We start from the raw sequence: 15,151 nt of genomic DNA, 5'->3' as shown, positions 1-15,151 counted from the left end.
GAGGACCGGGGCGCGCGGATCTCCATCTTGGCAGGGAGCTTGCCTCCGGTGCCGGATACGTTGGCGTAGACTGATCAGACCAGGTCGTGAAAGCTCTTGCGGGCGGGGCGGGCCATACGTTTTTGAGAGCACGTCCTGCAGCACGGCTTTGTCCAGGCTGAGCTCTGCCACCAGCCTCTTCAGCCGGGCATTCTCCTCCGTGACCTGCTTGAACTCCCGCACCTGCTCCGACTGCAGACCCGCATACTGCTTCTTCCATCGATAGAAGGTCTTCTCGGAGATGCCGAACTGCCGGACCAGGTCCGCCACCGGCAGGCCCAGCTCCGCCTGCTTCAGCACCGACACGATCTGCTCGACCGAGAACCGCTTCTTCTTCATGGCCAATCTCCCCTTCCATCCTGGGAAATCCGCCGAAAAACTAACACCTCAGATGGACCACTTTCGCCGGGTCACCTCAACACCCCGGCGCGGCCAGGGGCGATTTCACGTGCGTTCGGCCTTATAGCTCCAGTCGTACGCCAAGGCGTCGGATCACATCACCCCAGAGCCGCGACTGCTCGGCAATGAGAGCGGTGAGCTCGTCTGGCGTTGAGGAGCGAGGTGTGAAGCCGCTCGCCTCCACTCGGGCGCGCAGCTCGGGCGAGGCGAGCGCCGCCCGGAGCGCACCATGTAACCGGTCGACAATCGGCCGCGGCGTACCTGCCGGTGCCGCGATCCCGAACCAAGAATCCGCTACGACCTGCGGGTAGCCCTCCTCCGCAAAGGTGGGGACATCGGGTGCCACTGGGCTGCGTGCGGGATCGGCCACCGCCAGGATACGGATCCGCCCGGCCCGGTGCTGCTCTAAGAGCGTCGCGCTGATATTCGCAGGCATGAACTGGATTTCGCCGTTCGCCAGCGCTGTCAGCGCTGGCGCCTCGCCCCTGTAGGCCACGGCCTCGGCCTGCATGCCCGTCGCCTGCAATACCATCTCCGCGAACAGGTGGGATCCTGTGCCGGGACCAAAGAAATGGTAGTTCATCTGCCCCGGCCGTGCCTTGGCATAGGCCACCAGCTCCCGAAGCGTCCGGACGGGAATGGCGGGGGATACCGCGATAATCCAGGGCGCCACCGCGACAAGCGAGACCGGCTGGAAATCCGACACCTTGTAGGGAAGGCTCGCATATAGATGCGGGTTGGTCGTCAGCGCCGAGGTGGAGGCAAAGAGCAGCGTGTGGCCGTCCTTGGGCGCACGTGCGACGGCATTGGCGCCGATCACCGTTGCCCCACCCGGTCGGTTCTCAACCACGACCGGCTGGCCGAGTTCCCGCGCCATCCCGTCCGCCACGATCCGTGCCGTCACGTCGCTGCTGCCTCCCGCGGGGAACGAAACGACCAGCGTGATCGCACGGCTCGGATAGGCCGGCTGCGCCTTGGCCCCGGTCGCAATTGAAAGCAGCGGCGCACAGAGCGCCAACCGCCGGCTCAGCCCGGACTTGATCGTCATCGGTGCTTCCCGTTCACGAAATGGGTTCAGATCGTCAGCGCGGAGTTAATTAGCGGCTTCAGCTCGAACGGCCGCAGCACCTGGAGCGTGAAGCGCTCCACCAGCGGCTCATAGGCGCGCCAGAGCCGGCGCAGACCGTGATGCGGGTTCACCTCAAAATCCACGCGCAGATCGACGAGCGGCCAGGAATGCTTATCCACGATGAGCAGCGCCGCCGCCATCACAGGCTGCGTCTCCCCGCCCGCCGCGACACCCGCGTCCACGGCGGCAAGCAGGCGCTCCGCAAAAGCTGCGCCGCGCGAGGTTTCGTAGGCAGTCACCATATCCTGGGTGACAGTCCCTGAAGCCAGGAAGTTCCCCACCGCGACACAGCGGTCGCCGACGTGGCCGGTGTTGATCGTCTCGATCTGCGGTCCGTTGAAGAAGGCCGTGCGGCCCTCACGATCTATCGCCGCAAATTGCCGCTGGCCCGGATACTCGCTGCCGGCCACGAGCAGGTTCACCGTCTCCTGCGCCGAATATCCGCGCGCCAAGAACTCTAGCCCGAGCGGCCCCGCCCGCGTATCCGTACGGTGCTGCGTCAGCACAGCCCCTATTCCTGCTCGCGCCCAGGGACAGCGATTGCCTACCGCAATGCTGGATGAGCAGCTGCCAATTCCGAACATCCCAGTCTCGGGATCCATTGCGGCGAGGGAGAAGGTCACCCGTCATCCTTTCAGAACTGGGCGATTGTAGCGCTACAATTCGAATGCGCAAGAGATACCAGCCAAGTGGGCTGCCACGCCAAGCTCCTGTATGGTCGTAGCAGCATGAGTAGCGACAATGCCCGCCGGCCAGGCGTCCGGATGAGCGACGTGGCCCGAGAGGCCGGCGTCTCCCCCATGAGCGTGTCAAATGCCTTCAAGCGCCCGGACATCGTACTGCCCGCAACCCGGGAGCGCATTCTCGCAGTCGCGCGTCGCCTCGGCTACGTGCCCAATCGCATCGCCGGCACCCTCGCGTCCGGCCGCAGCCACGTCGTGGCAGCGATCGTCCCCTCCATCCGCAACTCCAGCTTCGCCCGCACCATCCAGGGTCTGGGTGACTATCTCACGGAGCACGGCTACGAGCTGCTGCTTGCGGTAGCCGACACTCCGGAGCGCGAGCGTCGCGCCATTGAGGCAGTGCTCGGGAGACGCCCTGAAGGGATCGTGCTGACTGGTAATGAGCATCCACCCGAGACGCTGGCCCTGCTTGCCGGCGTCGAGACACCTGTCGTGGAAACCTGGATCCTTGGCGATCCGATCATCGACATGGCCGTCGGCTTCTCCCTCGCCGACGCCGGATACGCCATCGGCACCTTCCTTACTGGCCGCGGCTACCGCCATATCGGTTTTGCGGGGTACGCCCCGGCCTCGCAGCGCCGCTTTCTCGAACGCCAGGGTGGCTTTCAGTCCGCCCTGCGGGAAGCTGGACTGCGTGACGACCTGCTGTTCTACGCGGAGGAGGCTGCAGGTTTTGCCGGTGGCCGGGCAGCCGTCACAGAATTGCTACAGCGGGAGCCGCGCCTCGATGCATTGTTCTGCGTTACCGACATTTTTGCAGCCGGCGCATTGTTCGAATGCCAGCGTAGAGGTCTCTCCGTGCCTGGCCAACTGGCCATAGCCGGCTTTGGCGATTTCGAGATCGCAGCTGAAATCGTGCCGGCCCTTACCACGGTGCGCACGCGCGGCTACGAGATAGGGCAAGCTGCAGGCCGCCTGCTCCTGGACCGAGCAGCAGGAGGGCCGCCCGGCGGGCGCGTGAACGTCGGCTTCGAACTGGTCTCGCGCGAAAGCACCTGACCCGGCGGCAGATTTGTCGCCCGCCCTGTTTTGGGGTGTTCACCACCCCTCAACGGTCGACGGCGGTGGTGAACACCCTGCGGGAAGCGCAGCTAGCCTCACCAAATGTACATAGTCCGAGGCGGACCGGCGAAGCAGACCTAACCGGCAGCCAAACGGTTCGACCGCTGGCTCGGTCGCGGAGGCTACTTGAGCTGGCTGTCCTTACTGCCTCTGCGGTTGAATCCGATTGCTACTGGGCGGCGATCAAGGGCCGACTGGCATGCTACACAGGTTCGCACCCCGGGCAGCGCACGGCGGCGGGCCTCGGGAATGTCCTCGCCGCATTCCAGGCAGTGCACTCCCCCTACCCCGGTCGGGATGTTCGCACGCGCCCTTAGGACACCGTCGGTGACCGTATGGTCGATCTGATCCTGCACTGCCCCGTCCGGGGCCCAGCCGTTCGCCACGTCCGTCGCCCGCGCTGACTGATGCTGAAGAGCATGGAGTTGGCGTGCGACAACGTCGCTTTCAACATCAACCGGGAATGGAGGCTTTGGGGCTATGCGCCCCTCCCCTGCTGACCGGATGGACCAGCTGCCCACCTCGATCGAGGTTGCCCACGGATGCGGGTGGGCTGGGATCCGCCTTCGTGTTGCTAGGCAGGGGCCTGCAGGGCAATGGTGCCCGGCAGACCCCACAGTCCTACATTGCTGCCTGAATTTCTTGGAGAGTGTAGGTTGGGAAAATATCGCCAGCCTCCTTCCGGGGAAGCCGGCGCTGGAAAGCCTCACATTCCCGTCTCTCTTGTTCGGCCGCGAGCCGGGTTAGCACCATGCGCTCGGCGTCGTACTGGGCAGACTGGTGCCGGAGCAAGGCGATCTGAAAAGCGCTTAGGAAGTCAGGCAGATCGACCCAGTTCTTCTCCGCCATGTGGATGGGTAAGCTGTACAGATCCGTTCCCTGCCGCAGGCGGGACACGCTTCCGGCAGGAATCGCGCATGTTCCATCCAGCGCCTCCAGCCCATAGTCGGTAACGTCCCACTGCTTGAAGCGGCGGCCCAGAATACACCTCTGCTCGAACGTGGCCACAACACCCACATCTCCGGCGGAACCGGCAGCTTGCCTGCCGCCATCTGCTTGAGAGAGTGATGAACTTCCCGCAGCGGAGGTGGATCGCCGTTCTGCTCCACAAGCAATATGAGGCTCTCAACACTCTCGCCCAGCTTCTCAAGCGCGCTGCGGAAGCGCCGTGCGTCCGCGGCGTGGGCGCGGGTGACTCCAATCGGCATATCTGTCGTTCCTTCGATCTTGCTGTGTTCTGCGGCGGAGAGGGTGGAAGCTCGCCTATGGCGGGCGGGTGAGGCGTAGTTGTTGGCGAGCTCGCGCTTGCAACGCAGGCGGCGAACGGCTGCATCGTCGGGGGTGCGGCACGGCTGGCTGTGTGCCTCCGCTTTGTGCCGTCTGTGGTGTGGTCAAAATAGTTGAGGTCCCCCGGAGATCGCGCCTCTTGCTACACTGATCGGCGCTGCTGCCGCGTATCACTGCGGCATGGTCATGAAACTAACGTCGAGTTTCCGGAGCGCGCTGCCGCGCCAGTTGGACGCGGTCGCGTGGCGCTACTGGAGCGATCCGGGGGGCGTGCTCTGGGTCGGCACAAACCCGAGTTGATGTCAGGGTTACAGCCGATCGCCCCTATCCAACGCAGCTTCTGGCGCTGTTCCCCACGCAAGAGACAATGCTGCTTTCGTCTACAATGCGAGTCAGATTAGACGAAAGCGCGCGGCCGGCTCACTTCGCAGTCCGGCACCCTGGTCGAGAGCAGGATGAGGTGAACGTGGCCGGACTGGTCCAGTCGGCAGCGAATAGCTGCGGCACATCGGCTGAAAATTCCGGGACGCCCATGCCGTGTCCGCTTACGGGTGCCGACACATGAGGCCGGCGGCGGCCGCTTTGTGCTGGCCCTCGACCCCAAAACGGCACAGGCTCAGCATCAATCATTGGTTGTCGATGCCGCGTCCTCGTCTGAAACGTAAGGCGGGTGGCACCGCCCCCCTTCCTTCAATCCGGTCTCGATAGAGCGCGGCGCGGGTCAGCAGCATGAGGGTGACAGGGGTCGTGATCACGACCAGCACCGCGATGAGGATCTCGTGCAGGATGAAGCGGGTCTGCACGAGCGAGAAGTAGAGCATCGAGGCCAGCAGCACGCAGCCGATCCCGAGCGTGGTGCCGAGGGTCGGCGCATGGACGCGCTCGTAGAAGGTCTGCAGCCGCAGCAAGCCGACCGCGCCGACCAGGGCCAGCCCGGCACCTGACAGCAGCAGAACGGCTATTGCCAACGCCGCCCAGCTGGGAAGTTCCGCTGCCTGCGTCACTCGATCACCTCCCCTCGCATAAGGAACTTGGAGAGCGCGGCCGTCGCCACGAAGCCGAGCAGCGTGATCAGCAGCGCCGCCTCGAAGTAGTGCGGGCTGCCGGTCCGGATGCCGAAAACCAGCAGCAGCATGGCGGCGATGACATAAAGGGTGTCGAGCGCAAGCACCCGGTCCTGCGCCCGCGGTCCTCGCAGCAGGCGGAGTGTCGCGCAACCCATCGCAGCGACGAGTAGCAATTGCGCCAGGAAGACGGCCCATCCGAGCATCAGGGCGCTCACTCGAAAATCTCCATCAGACGCTGCTCCCACTTCTCCTTGACGATGCGGACCCACTCCGCCTCGTCGATCAGGTCGAGGACATGGAGCAGCATGGTGCTCTCCTCGGCCTCGTAATCGGCCCAGACCGTGCCCGGCGTCGCGGTGAGGATGCAAGCCAGAGCTGCCAGCCCGTAGGGATCGCGCATGTCGAGCGGAATGCGGACGAAGCCGGAGCGCCGCGGGGAGCTGCCCTTGGGACTCAGGATAATCCGGGCGACGGCGTTGTTCGAGCGCACCACCTCCACCAGTACGTCACGCATGAGGCCGGGGAGCACTATGAGGCGGCGTAGCCGCGCCCGGGGCAGCGCCAGCGACGCCAGCGCCCAGGAACCACCGAGCGCGAGGATGCTGCCGAGCAGGACGGCCCCGGGTGAGACGCTCTCCATCAGCAGCAGCCAGGCGATCAGTAAGAGGAACGCGAGGAGCGGGTGCGGCAGGATGCGCCTCATCGCCCCCCCTCCGGTGCCACCAGCACCCCCCGTAGGTAGTCCGACGGCGTGTGGAGCGCTTCCGCCGCTGCAGTGGCGTAGTCCAGGGCCGGCCCAGCGGCGACCGTGAGCCCGGCGCACAGCACGAGCAGCAGCGCGATCGGCAGGAACTCGACCACGCTAACCCGCTGTGGCGTCCCGGCCGGGGTGGCCCAGAAGGCATCCATCCCAGCACGCACCATCGCCACCACCGTTGCCAGTCCCGATAGGATTAGCGCCGCCGTCATCACCCAGGCTATCGGGGGCGGGGCGTCTCCGCCCGGGGCGAGCAGCGGCGACAGCATGGCGAACTTGGCCAGGAAGCCCGACAGCGGTGGCAACCCCGCGATCAGCAGGGCGCAAGCCAGAAAGGACACGCCGAGGGTAGCCACCGTGGCGGGAATGGGCTCGCCGATGGCGTCCCGCTCGCCCGGCTCGCCATCCTCCTCATGCTCACCGGTGCCGAAGGCCTCGCGCGTCACGGCCAGCACGTCTGCGCCGATGTCGCGCCCCCGCTCCACAAGCTCGACGAGCAGGAAGAGGGCACCGATCGCCAGCACCGAGCCCGCAAGGTAGAACAGCGCGCCGCCTGTTACGGCGGCCTGGCCCATGCCGACGGCGGCCAGCAGCGTCCCGGAGGAGACGAGCACGCTCGCCCCGGCGAGACGCACCAAGTTCTGGCTCGCCAACACCGAGACCGAGCCGAAGGCGATGGTCAGCAGGCCTCCCACGCTCAGGGCGGTGGCACCAAAGCCCGCGGAGGCGCCGCCGCCATCGCCGAACAGCAGCAGCCAAAGGCGCAGCACGGCGTAGATGCCGACCTTGCTGAGGATCGAGAGGATGGCTGCCGCCGGCGCGGCGGTCGCGGCATAGGTGCCCGGCAGCCAGAAGCCAAGCGGCCACATCGCCGCCTTGACCAGGAAGGCGATGCCGAGCACCGCGAGCCCGGCCTCTAGCAGCGCCCGGTCCTCCGCGGCGATGTCCCGCATGCGCGCGGCCAGGTCCGCCATGTTGAGGGTGCCCGCGATGCCGTAAACAACGCTGACCCCGATCAGGAACAGCAGCGAGGCGAGCAGGTTGATGACGATGTAGTGGAGGCCCGCCCGGACGCGCGCCGTGCCGGAGCCGTGCAGGGCCATGCCATAGGAGGCGGCGAGCATCACCTCGAAGAAGACGAAGAGGTTGAACAGGTCTCCCGTCAGAAACGCGCCGTTCAACCCCATGAGCTGGAACTGGAAGAGCGGATGGAAATGCGCCCCCGCCCGGTGCCACCGCGCGAGGGAGAAGACGAAGGCCGCGAAGCCCAGGATGGAGGCCAGCGCCACCATCATCGCCGAGAGCCGGTCGAGCACCAGGACGATGCCGAAGGCGGCGGGCCAGTTGCCCAGTCGGTAGATCCGCACCTCGGGCGCATCGGCAAGAACCAACAGTGCCGCGGAGAGCGCCAGCATCAGGACCGTCGAGCTCAAGCCGAGCCCGGCCAGAAACCGGCGCCGATCGCCCCCTGCAAGGACCATCGCGGCGCCCGCCAGCATGGGCACGAGGATCGGCGCGATCACCAGGTGGTCGGTCCAGGCGGTCACCGGTCGCGCTCCCGGCCGTCCACGTGGTCGGTTCCCGTCAGGCCACGCGCCGCGAGCAGCACCACCAGCAGCAACGCCGTGGTGGCGAAGCCAATGACGATCGCCGTCAGCACCAGTGCTTGGGGCACGGGGTCGGTGAACTCGGCGAGCGTGCCGACCTGCCCGCGCCCCAGGATGGCGTCCGCGCCGGTGCGCAGGCCCCCGGTCGAGAAGATGAAAAGGTTGACCGCGTAGGACAGCAGCGCGAGGCCAATGGTGACTTGGAAGGTGCGCGGCCGCAGAAGCAGCCAGACGCCGGAGCCCGCCAGAACCCCGATGGCGAGGGACACAACGAGTTCCATCAGTCGTCTCCTGCCAAGATGCGCGCCCGCCCTGCTTTTGCCAACGAGGCGAGCGCCCGCGAGGTGGCGCGGCGGCCACGTACCGACTGATGGGCGAGGGCGACTAGCATCAGCAGCGTTGCGCCGACCACCAGTGCGAAGACGCCGATGTCGAAGATCAGCGCGCTTGCGGTCGGCATCTCTCCAATGACCGGAAGATTGATGTAGCCGAAGTAGGAGGTCAGGAACGGGCGGCCGAAGCCGAGCGCAGCGAGGCCGGTGCCAGACGCCAGCAGCAGCCCCGCGCCGATCCAGACGCGGGGCCTGAGCCAAGCCAGGCGGTCCTCGGTCCAGGCGGTACCGCCAATCATGTACTGGAGGATAACGGCGATTGCGACGACCATGCCTGCGGAGAAGCCGCCTCCCGGCAGGTCGTGGCCGCGCAGCAGCAGGAAGGCGGCGACCAGCGCCATGACCGGAAAGATCAGCCGGGTCAGGGTAAAGGGTACCAGCAGCCAATCCGCCACAGGCCGCTCCGTCCCGGGCTCCGCAAGGTCTGCGGAAAGCTGGTCCTGCTGCTGCACCGGCGGCTCGACGCTGTCGGCTGCAGGGCGGAAACGGCGCAGCAGCGCGTAGGTGGCCAGGGCGACCGCGGCCACCACGAAGATCTCGCCAAGAGTGTCGAAGGCGCGGAAGTCCACCAGGGTGACGTTGACCACGTTTGTGCCGCCGCCCTCGGTGTAGGCGCGGGCGAGGAAGTCCCGCGCGAGCAGCTCGGGCGGCGTGCGCGTCATGACGGCATAGGAGAGCGCCGCGAGCCCGCCGCCCGCGCTGACCGCGAGGCCGAGGTCGCGCAGGCGCCGCGCGCGGGTCAGCACCTCCGGCCCACCATCACCGGGCACCTCGACGCGCTTGGGCAGCCAGCGCAGCCCGAGCAGGAGCAGGACGGTTGTGACGACCTCGACCGTGAGCTGCGTCAGGGCGAGGTCCGGCGCGGAGAACCAGACGAAGGTGACGCAGACCGCGAGCCCCGCCCCGCCCACCAGGATGAGCGCCGCCAGGCGGTGGAACTTCGCAAGCATCGCGGCGCCGAGCGCGCAGGTCCCGCCCACTGCCCAAACCAGGGCCAGCACGGGGTCCACGGGCGCAGGCGGCAGGTTGCCCGGGCCGAGGCCTCGAACCCACACGGCCGCGCCGCCTGCCAGGAAGGCGACCGCGACAATGAGACGAAGCTGGGGCTGCAGCCGGCGCGTGCTGGCGATCCCTTCTAGCCGCCGGGCGAGTCTCCAGGAGAGAAAGACCATCGCGCGCTCGAAGATGCGCTTGCCCTCAAAACGGCGGAGCAGCGGCTCGCCTTCGGTCTCGCTTCGGAGCCACCCCTGCAGCAGCAGGTAGAGCGCTACGCCTCCGGCCAAGGCGATGAAGCTCATTAGTAGCGGGAAGTTAAAGCCGTGCCAGACCGACAGGCTGTAATAGGGCACCTCATTGCCGAGCACCGAGCGCACCGCAAGGTCGAGGAAGGGCCCGACCGTGGCGGCGGGCAGCACGCCGACGCCAAGGCAGATCAGCACGAGGATCTCGACCGGAAAGCGCATCCAGGTGGCGGGCTCGTGCGGCGTGCGCGGCAGGTCCACCGGGTCGGGACCGAAGAAGGCGCCATGGATGAAACGCAGCGAGTAGGCGACGCTGAAGGCGCTGCCCAGCATTGCGGCGAAGGGCAGGATCTTGACCAGCCCCAACGGGCCTTCGGCGGACAGCGCCTCGGCGAAGAACATCTCCTTGGAGATGAAGCCGTTCAGCAGCGGCACTCCCGCCATCGCCGCCGCCGCCACCAGGGCAAGCCGCCCGGTGAAGGGCATCGAGCGGTTCAGCCCCGACAGGCGGCGGATGTCGCGCGTGCCCGTCTCGTGGTCGATGATCCCCGCCGCCATGAAAAGCGAGGCCTTGAAGGCCGCGTGGTTCAAGATGTGGAACACCGCCGCAACGAGGGCGAGCTGGCTGTCGAGCCCGAGCAGCAGCGTGATAAGGCCAAGGTGGCTGATCGTCGAGTAGGCCAGCAGCCCCTTCAAATCGTTCTGGAAAATGGCGACATAGGCGCCGAGCAGCATCGTCACCAGGCCGGCGCCGCCGACGAGCAGGAACCAGGCGTCGGTCCCGGCCATCGCCGGCCAGAGGCGCGCCAGGAGGAACACGCCCGCCTTCACCAGCGTCGCCGAATGGAGGTAGGCCGAGACGGGTGTCGGCGCCGCCATGGCGTTGGGCAGCCAAAACTGGAAGGGGAACTGTGCGCTCTTGGTCAGGGCACCGAGCAGGATGAGAATTAGCGCCAGGAGGTAAAGCGGATGCTCGCGGATGCGGTCGCCTGCGGCGAGTACAGCGTCCAGCTCGTAGGTGCCTACGATGTGGCCGAGCACCAGCACGCCCGCGAACAGCGCGAGTCCGCCCGTGGCAGTCACGGTCAGCGCCATGCGTGCGCCTTCGCGGGCTGCCGTGGTGTGGTGCCAGTAGCCGATCAGCAGGAAGGAGAAGAGGCTCGTCAGCTCCCAGAAAAAGGCGAGCTGGACGAGGTTGCCGGAGATGACGACGCCGGTCATCGCCCCCATGAAGGCGAGCAGGAAGGCGAAGAACCGCGGAACTGGGTCGTCCTCGGCCATGTAGTAGCGGGCGTAGAGCACAACGAGTGCGCCGATCCCCATCACCAGACCCGCGAAAAGCCACGCGAACCCGTCCATGCGCAGCGAGAAATTCAGCCCGAGCGCAGGCATCCAGGCCCACTCGGCCCGCAGCACGTCACCCGCCGACACAGTCGGGTAGGCCACCCAGACGAGCAGAAGGCAGAACAGCGCGACCGCCCCGGCCAGCGCCCCGGCAGCGTTCCGGGCGTGGGTCGGCATCAGCCCGGCGGCGACCGCGCCGGCGAAGGGCAGGACAATGAGGGTGAGGAGCAGCACGGTCTCGGGCATCGTGTCGCCTTAGCCTCCTTTGCGGCGCGCGAGCGGAATACACGCGTGCAGCGGCCTCACGGGGCGGCCTCGGGGGTTGGGCGAGCAAGGAGTGCGACCACCTCCTCGGGTGACTGGGCCGCGCGCAGCCGCCGCAGCACCTGCGGCTCCCGCAGCGCCCGGCAGGTCTCCGAAAGGGTGGGCAGGAATCCCTCGGGCGAGGCCTCGGGCCAGAGGACGAGGATGACGAGGTCGACCGGCTCTTCGTCCCGAGCCTCGAAGTCCACGGGACGTCGCAGCCGCGCGAAGAGCATGATGGGGCTGACCTCCCCTTCCAGGCGCGCATGCGGCAAGGCGACGCCGCGACCGAGCGCCGTGGAGCCGAGCCGTTCCCGCGCCTGCAGTGCCTCCAGGATCTCGCCCTCCGGGCGTCCCAGTCTGCGTGCCCCCTCGCCGGACAGGGTCTGCAGGACAGCCGCCTTGTTCGTGGCGCCGAGGTCTAGGGTGACCTCGGCCGCGGAGAGGAGTTCAGTTATCCTCATGGTTCTTTCCTATCGCACCGGCGTGCTGGCTGCTGGCGCACGGTGGGTTTGGTCGGGATTGACCTGAGTGGCGGGCGCATCGACAGACATCAGGGTGGCGGCAGCGCTGTCGTGCCCTCCACGGGCGTGCCAAACGCGGTGACGAGCAGGTCCGTCCAACTGAGCGCGAGGCGGAGCAGCAATGCTCCCTCTAGTAGGGCCAGAAAGACGCTGAAGCGTCCGAACATCCCGTCCGAAAAGCTCCAGACCACGAGTGCGGCACCCGTCAGTGACACTTGGTAAAGGTGTGGCATGTGACCGAGCGGCGGGACGAGAAACAGTCCCAGGCCTGCGACAAGGCTCACGGCGGTCACGTAGACCAGCGCCACCGGTATGTCTGGAGGATGTCCGTCTGCGCTCCCCATGGCCGATCATCGAGCCTTAGGGGTTGCGGGCGGGAGCCCAGCCCGTCCGTGGGTATCCCAAAGCGGGAACGCCCGGGCGAGCATGAGCTGAGCGCTCTCGCGCTCGCCGACCGCGGTCAGGCTGGCGCCGAGCCCGTCGAGATGACGCACGCCGTCGTCGCTGTCGGCGCGAGCCAGGATCTCGAGGCCCGGGTTCTTCGCGCGCGCCTGCTGCACTACCTGACCGGCCTCGAAGGCCTCAGAGATGGTGACGAACAGGCGCCGGGCGGCGGCAAGGCTGGCGAGCGCCAAGACCTCCGGGTCGGCGGCGTTGCCGACCACCACCTCCGCTCCGTCGCAGCGGGCGGCCTCGATCGCCTCGTCGCGCTCCTCCAGGACGAGGACGGGGCGGCCCGCCGCGGCAAGACGCGCCCCAACGAGCGAGCCAACGCGGCCGTAGCCGACGACCACGTCGTGGTCGGTTAGACCGGTCGGCACGCTCCCCCCCTCTGCGGCGGGGGAGAGCGGCATTGGGGACCCCGCGGGTGGGACGGGCTGCGCAGCGGCCACCAGCAGCGAGACGCCGGTCGGGCGCGCATCGGGCAGGGCGGTGCCCGCTGCCTCCGGCGCCTCGGGCGACGGAACCGGCACGACCGCAGCACGGTGCCGCTCAGTCAAGCTGAACAGGAGAGGATTGAGCAGGATGGAGAGGATCGCGCCCGTCAGCACGAGGTCGCGCCCGCCCTCCGGAAGCAGCCCGAGCGTGACCCCAAGGCCGACGAGGATCAAGGAGAACTCGCCGGTCTGCGCGAGGCTTGCCGAGACCGTCAGCGCGGTGCCGACGGGGTGGCCGAAGGCGCGCACGATGGCGTAGGCCGCGACGGACTTGCCCACGACGATGATCAGCACCGTCACGATCACCGCGCGCGGCTGCTCCACCAGCACCGCCGGATTGAACAACATCCCGACGGAGACGAAGAACAGCACGGCAAAGGCGTCGCGCAGCGGCATCGCCTCCTCCGCCGCGCGCTGGCTGAGCTTCGTCTCCCCCAGAACCATCCCGGCGAGGAAGGCGCCTAGGGCGAAGGAGGCGTCGAACACCTTGTAGGCCCCGAAGGCGAGACCGAGCGCAGTGGCGTAGACCGCCAGGTGGAACAGATCGCGCGAACCGATTTGGGCGGCGTAGTTCATCAGCCATGGGATCACCTGCCGCCCGGCCACCAGCATCACGGCGACGAAGGCCGCGACCTTTGCAAGCGTCCAGCCCAGCGTCAGCAGCATCTGGCCGGTCGAGGCGCTGCCAGCGGCCACCGCGGCCGCGAGGGCGGGCAGCATGCTGAGAGCGATGACCACCACCAGGTTCTCGACGGTCAGCCAGCCCACCGCGATGCGGCCGCGCTCCGTCTCTAGGATGCGGCGCTCCTGTAAGGCGCGGACGAGCACCACCGTGGAGGCGACCGAGAGCGCCAAGCCAAAGACGAGCGCCGCCGGAAGATCCAAGCCGAGCGCCAGCGCAAGCGCCCCACCCATGACCGTCGCGGCGGCGATCTGCCCGACCGCGCCCGGCACCGCGATGCGGGCGACGGAGACGAGGTCCTTCACTGAGAAGTGCAGGCCGACACCGAACATCAGCAGGATGACGCCGATCTCGGCGAGCTCGTTCGCCAGCGCCGCATCCGCCACGAAGCCGGTCGTGAACGGCCCGACCATGACACCGGCGAGGAGATAGCCGGCGAGAGGCTGGATCCGCAGGCGGTGCGCGACCAGCCCGAGGATGAAGGCGAGGGCTAAGCCGGCGGCGATCGTCGCGATGAGCGGCGTGTGGTGCTCCGGCATGGTTCGAACCCTCGTTCAATCTCCGCCGATGGTCTGAAGTGCGTATATATACGTTGACCATATTGGTCAACTGAATTAGGACAGTGCGCTATGCCGTTGACACCGGAGCAGTGCCGCGCCGCGCGTGGGTTGCTGGACTGGACGCAGGACGAGTTGGCCGAGCACGCGGGCGTGAGCCGGGGCACTGTGCGCGGCTTCGAAGCGGGCCATCATGTACTGCGCCCGGACACGGGCGCCGCCATCTGCGGGGCCTTGGAGACTGCCGGGGTCGTGTTCCTGGACGCCGACGGCCGCATGGGATACGGCGTACGCTTCGGAGCCGCTACCGGCATGCGACGGGAGAATGGGCGCGCTTCGGGCATCCGGCGGGGAGAAGGCGCTTCTAGGATGGCAGGCGCGATGGCTTCAGCCATGCTCGCCTTGCGGCGTGCCTCCCCCGCCTCGCACTTTGCCATCGCAGCGGGGCTCGTCCTCGTGGCCTTTGCTCTACGTGTCGCGATCGGTGGTTGGGAGCCAGGCCACGCCTATGTCGCCTTCCTGCCGGTGATTGTTTTCGGCACGCTGCTTTTGCGAGCGTTGCCTGGCCTCACGGCTGCGGTGATGGGTTGGGCACTAGGGGTCTACTTCTTCGTTGAACCGGTCCGTACATTGGCGGTCAACGACTCAGGCGACCTCTTTGTGGCCGTCGTCTTCCCTGCCATTTGCGCGTGCGCTGTCGTCGGGGTGGAGATCGTGCGCTCCACCATTGGCAACGAGAGAAGCCACTGACAACATCGTCGGTATGCACGTGGGTCGGGCAAGCTATCAGATGTCGATTCGATCGCGGCGCTATCCAGGAAAGCCTGCCGCGAATAATCCATCGCAAGCAGCAACGCTTCTCCGGTCATGGTCAAAACCAGCGGCCGGCTTGCGAGCGGGCGAGTTCTGCTTTCACCGGATCAGCCATTGAAAGCCGCCCGTCCGCTCTCGGCCAGCCTAAGCTCGACTTTGGCCATCACGCGGCGTGGCAGATGGCGTAAGCCAGGGCGCGTTGCAGGGCTGGGCGGGGTTTTGCGCTGTGGGTGCTGCGCCGCGACGTGAGCAAACCCTGCTCTCGCC

Annotated in this window: 16 protein-coding genes; 2 read left to right on the top strand and 14 right to left on the bottom strand. The window is 67.2% G+C overall.

Annotated elements, in window-relative coordinates:
• The 3 genes from J8J14_RS23440 to J8J14_RS23430 all read right to left on the bottom strand — a co-directional run.
• Positions 1-378, bottom strand: a 378-nt coding sequence (locus J8J14_RS23440; protein WP_245216121.1) for a transposase, incomplete at its 3' end; no start/stop codon positions are given.
• Positions 379-499: 121 nt separating this feature from the next.
• Positions 500-1,486: a Bug family tripartite tricarboxylate transporter substrate binding protein gene (locus J8J14_RS23435; protein WP_209381966.1), complete on the bottom strand. Its 987-nt coding sequence runs from the start codon at positions 1,484-1,486 to the stop codon at positions 500-502.
• A gap of 26 nt (positions 1,487-1,512) precedes the next feature.
• The gene (locus tag J8J14_RS23430) at positions 1,513-2,190 is read right to left on the bottom strand and encodes a DUF1028 domain-containing protein (RefSeq protein WP_209381965.1); all 678 of its coding nucleotides are present in this window, start codon (positions 2,188-2,190) and stop codon (positions 1,513-1,515) included.
• A 141-nt stretch (positions 2,191-2,331) separates the two neighbouring features.
• On the opposite strand from J8J14_RS23430, the gene J8J14_RS23425 reads away from it, so the two are divergent.
• Positions 2,332-3,309, top strand: coding sequence for a LacI family DNA-binding transcriptional regulator (locus tag J8J14_RS23425; RefSeq protein WP_209381964.1), 978 nt, complete (start codon positions 2,332-2,334; stop codon positions 3,307-3,309).
• A gap of 185 nt (positions 3,310-3,494) precedes the next feature.
• Here the strand turns inward: J8J14_RS23425 and J8J14_RS25680 are convergent, their stop codons facing one another.
• From J8J14_RS25680 to J8J14_RS23370, 11 genes are all read right to left on the bottom strand, one after another.
• A complete protein-coding gene (locus tag J8J14_RS25680; protein ID WP_209381963.1) occupies positions 3,495-3,758 on the bottom strand; it encodes a DksA/TraR family C4-type zinc finger protein in 264 nt (87 codons plus the stop codon).
• A gap of 235 nt (positions 3,759-3,993) precedes the next feature.
• Complete coding sequence (locus J8J14_RS23415; RefSeq protein ID WP_209381962.1) at positions 3,994-4,380, bottom strand: hypothetical protein; 387 nt, start codon at positions 4,378-4,380, stop codon at positions 3,994-3,996.
• Between the two features lie 905 nt (positions 4,381-5,285).
• On the bottom strand, positions 5,286-5,663 hold the full coding sequence (gene mnhG, locus J8J14_RS23410) for a monovalent cation/H(+) antiporter subunit G (RefSeq protein ID WP_209381961.1): 378 nt from the start codon (positions 5,661-5,663) through the stop codon (positions 5,286-5,288).
• Positions 5,660-5,941 carry a K+/H+ antiporter subunit F gene (locus tag J8J14_RS23405; protein WP_342452524.1) on the bottom strand — a complete coding sequence of 94 codons (282 nt, stop codon included), beginning with the start codon at positions 5,939-5,941 and terminating at the stop codon, positions 5,660-5,662. Before J8J14_RS23405 ends, mnhG begins: the two co-directional genes overlap by 4 nt.
• On the bottom strand, positions 5,938-6,429 hold the full coding sequence (locus J8J14_RS23400; RefSeq protein WP_209381960.1) for a Na+/H+ antiporter subunit E: 492 nt from the start codon (positions 6,427-6,429) through the stop codon (positions 5,938-5,940). The genes J8J14_RS23405 and J8J14_RS23400 overlap by 4 nt, the downstream gene beginning before the upstream one ends.
• Positions 6,426-8,030: a monovalent cation/H+ antiporter subunit D gene (locus tag J8J14_RS23395; protein ID WP_209381959.1), complete on the bottom strand. Its 1,605-nt coding sequence runs from the start codon at positions 8,028-8,030 to the stop codon at positions 6,426-6,428. The genes J8J14_RS23400 and J8J14_RS23395 overlap by 4 nt, the downstream gene beginning before the upstream one ends.
• Complete coding sequence (locus J8J14_RS23390) at positions 8,027-8,371, bottom strand: Na+/H+ antiporter subunit C (protein ID WP_209381958.1); 345 nt, start codon at positions 8,369-8,371, stop codon at positions 8,027-8,029. The genes J8J14_RS23395 and J8J14_RS23390 overlap by 4 nt, the downstream gene beginning before the upstream one ends.
• Positions 8,371-11,313, bottom strand: a complete 2,943-nt coding sequence (locus J8J14_RS23385; RefSeq protein ID WP_209381957.1) for a monovalent cation/H+ antiporter subunit A — start codon at positions 11,311-11,313, stop codon at positions 8,371-8,373. Before J8J14_RS23385 ends, J8J14_RS23390 begins: the two co-directional genes overlap by 1 nt.
• Before the next feature lie 56 nt (positions 11,314-11,369).
• Complete coding sequence (locus J8J14_RS23380; protein WP_209381956.1) at positions 11,370-11,834, bottom strand: PTS sugar transporter subunit IIA; 465 nt, start codon at positions 11,832-11,834, stop codon at positions 11,370-11,372.
• A gap of 89 nt (positions 11,835-11,923) precedes the next feature.
• Positions 11,924-12,202, bottom strand: a complete 279-nt coding sequence (locus J8J14_RS23375) for a hypothetical protein (RefSeq protein WP_209381955.1) — start codon at positions 12,200-12,202, stop codon at positions 11,924-11,926.
• Positions 12,203-12,244: 42 nt separating this feature from the next.
• Positions 12,245-14,053 carry a cation:proton antiporter domain-containing protein gene (locus tag J8J14_RS23370; RefSeq protein WP_209381954.1) on the bottom strand — a complete coding sequence of 603 codons (1,809 nt, stop codon included), beginning with the start codon at positions 14,051-14,053 and terminating at the stop codon, positions 12,245-12,247.
• A 90-nt stretch (positions 14,054-14,143) separates the two neighbouring features.
• Here J8J14_RS23370 and J8J14_RS23365 point away from each other — a divergent pair, with 90 nt between their 5' ends.
• Complete coding sequence (locus tag J8J14_RS23365; protein ID WP_209381953.1) at positions 14,144-14,821, top strand: DUF4118 domain-containing protein; 678 nt, start codon at positions 14,144-14,146, stop codon at positions 14,819-14,821.
• Positions 14,822-15,151 lie beyond the last annotated feature (330 nt).

The sequence above is a fragment of the Pararoseomonas baculiformis genome, from assembly GCF_017813395.1.
Classification (GTDB): Bacteria; Pseudomonadota; Alphaproteobacteria; order Acetobacterales; family Acetobacteraceae; genus Roseomonas; species Roseomonas baculiformis.
This window is presented reverse-complemented; position numbering and strand designations above follow the sequence as displayed.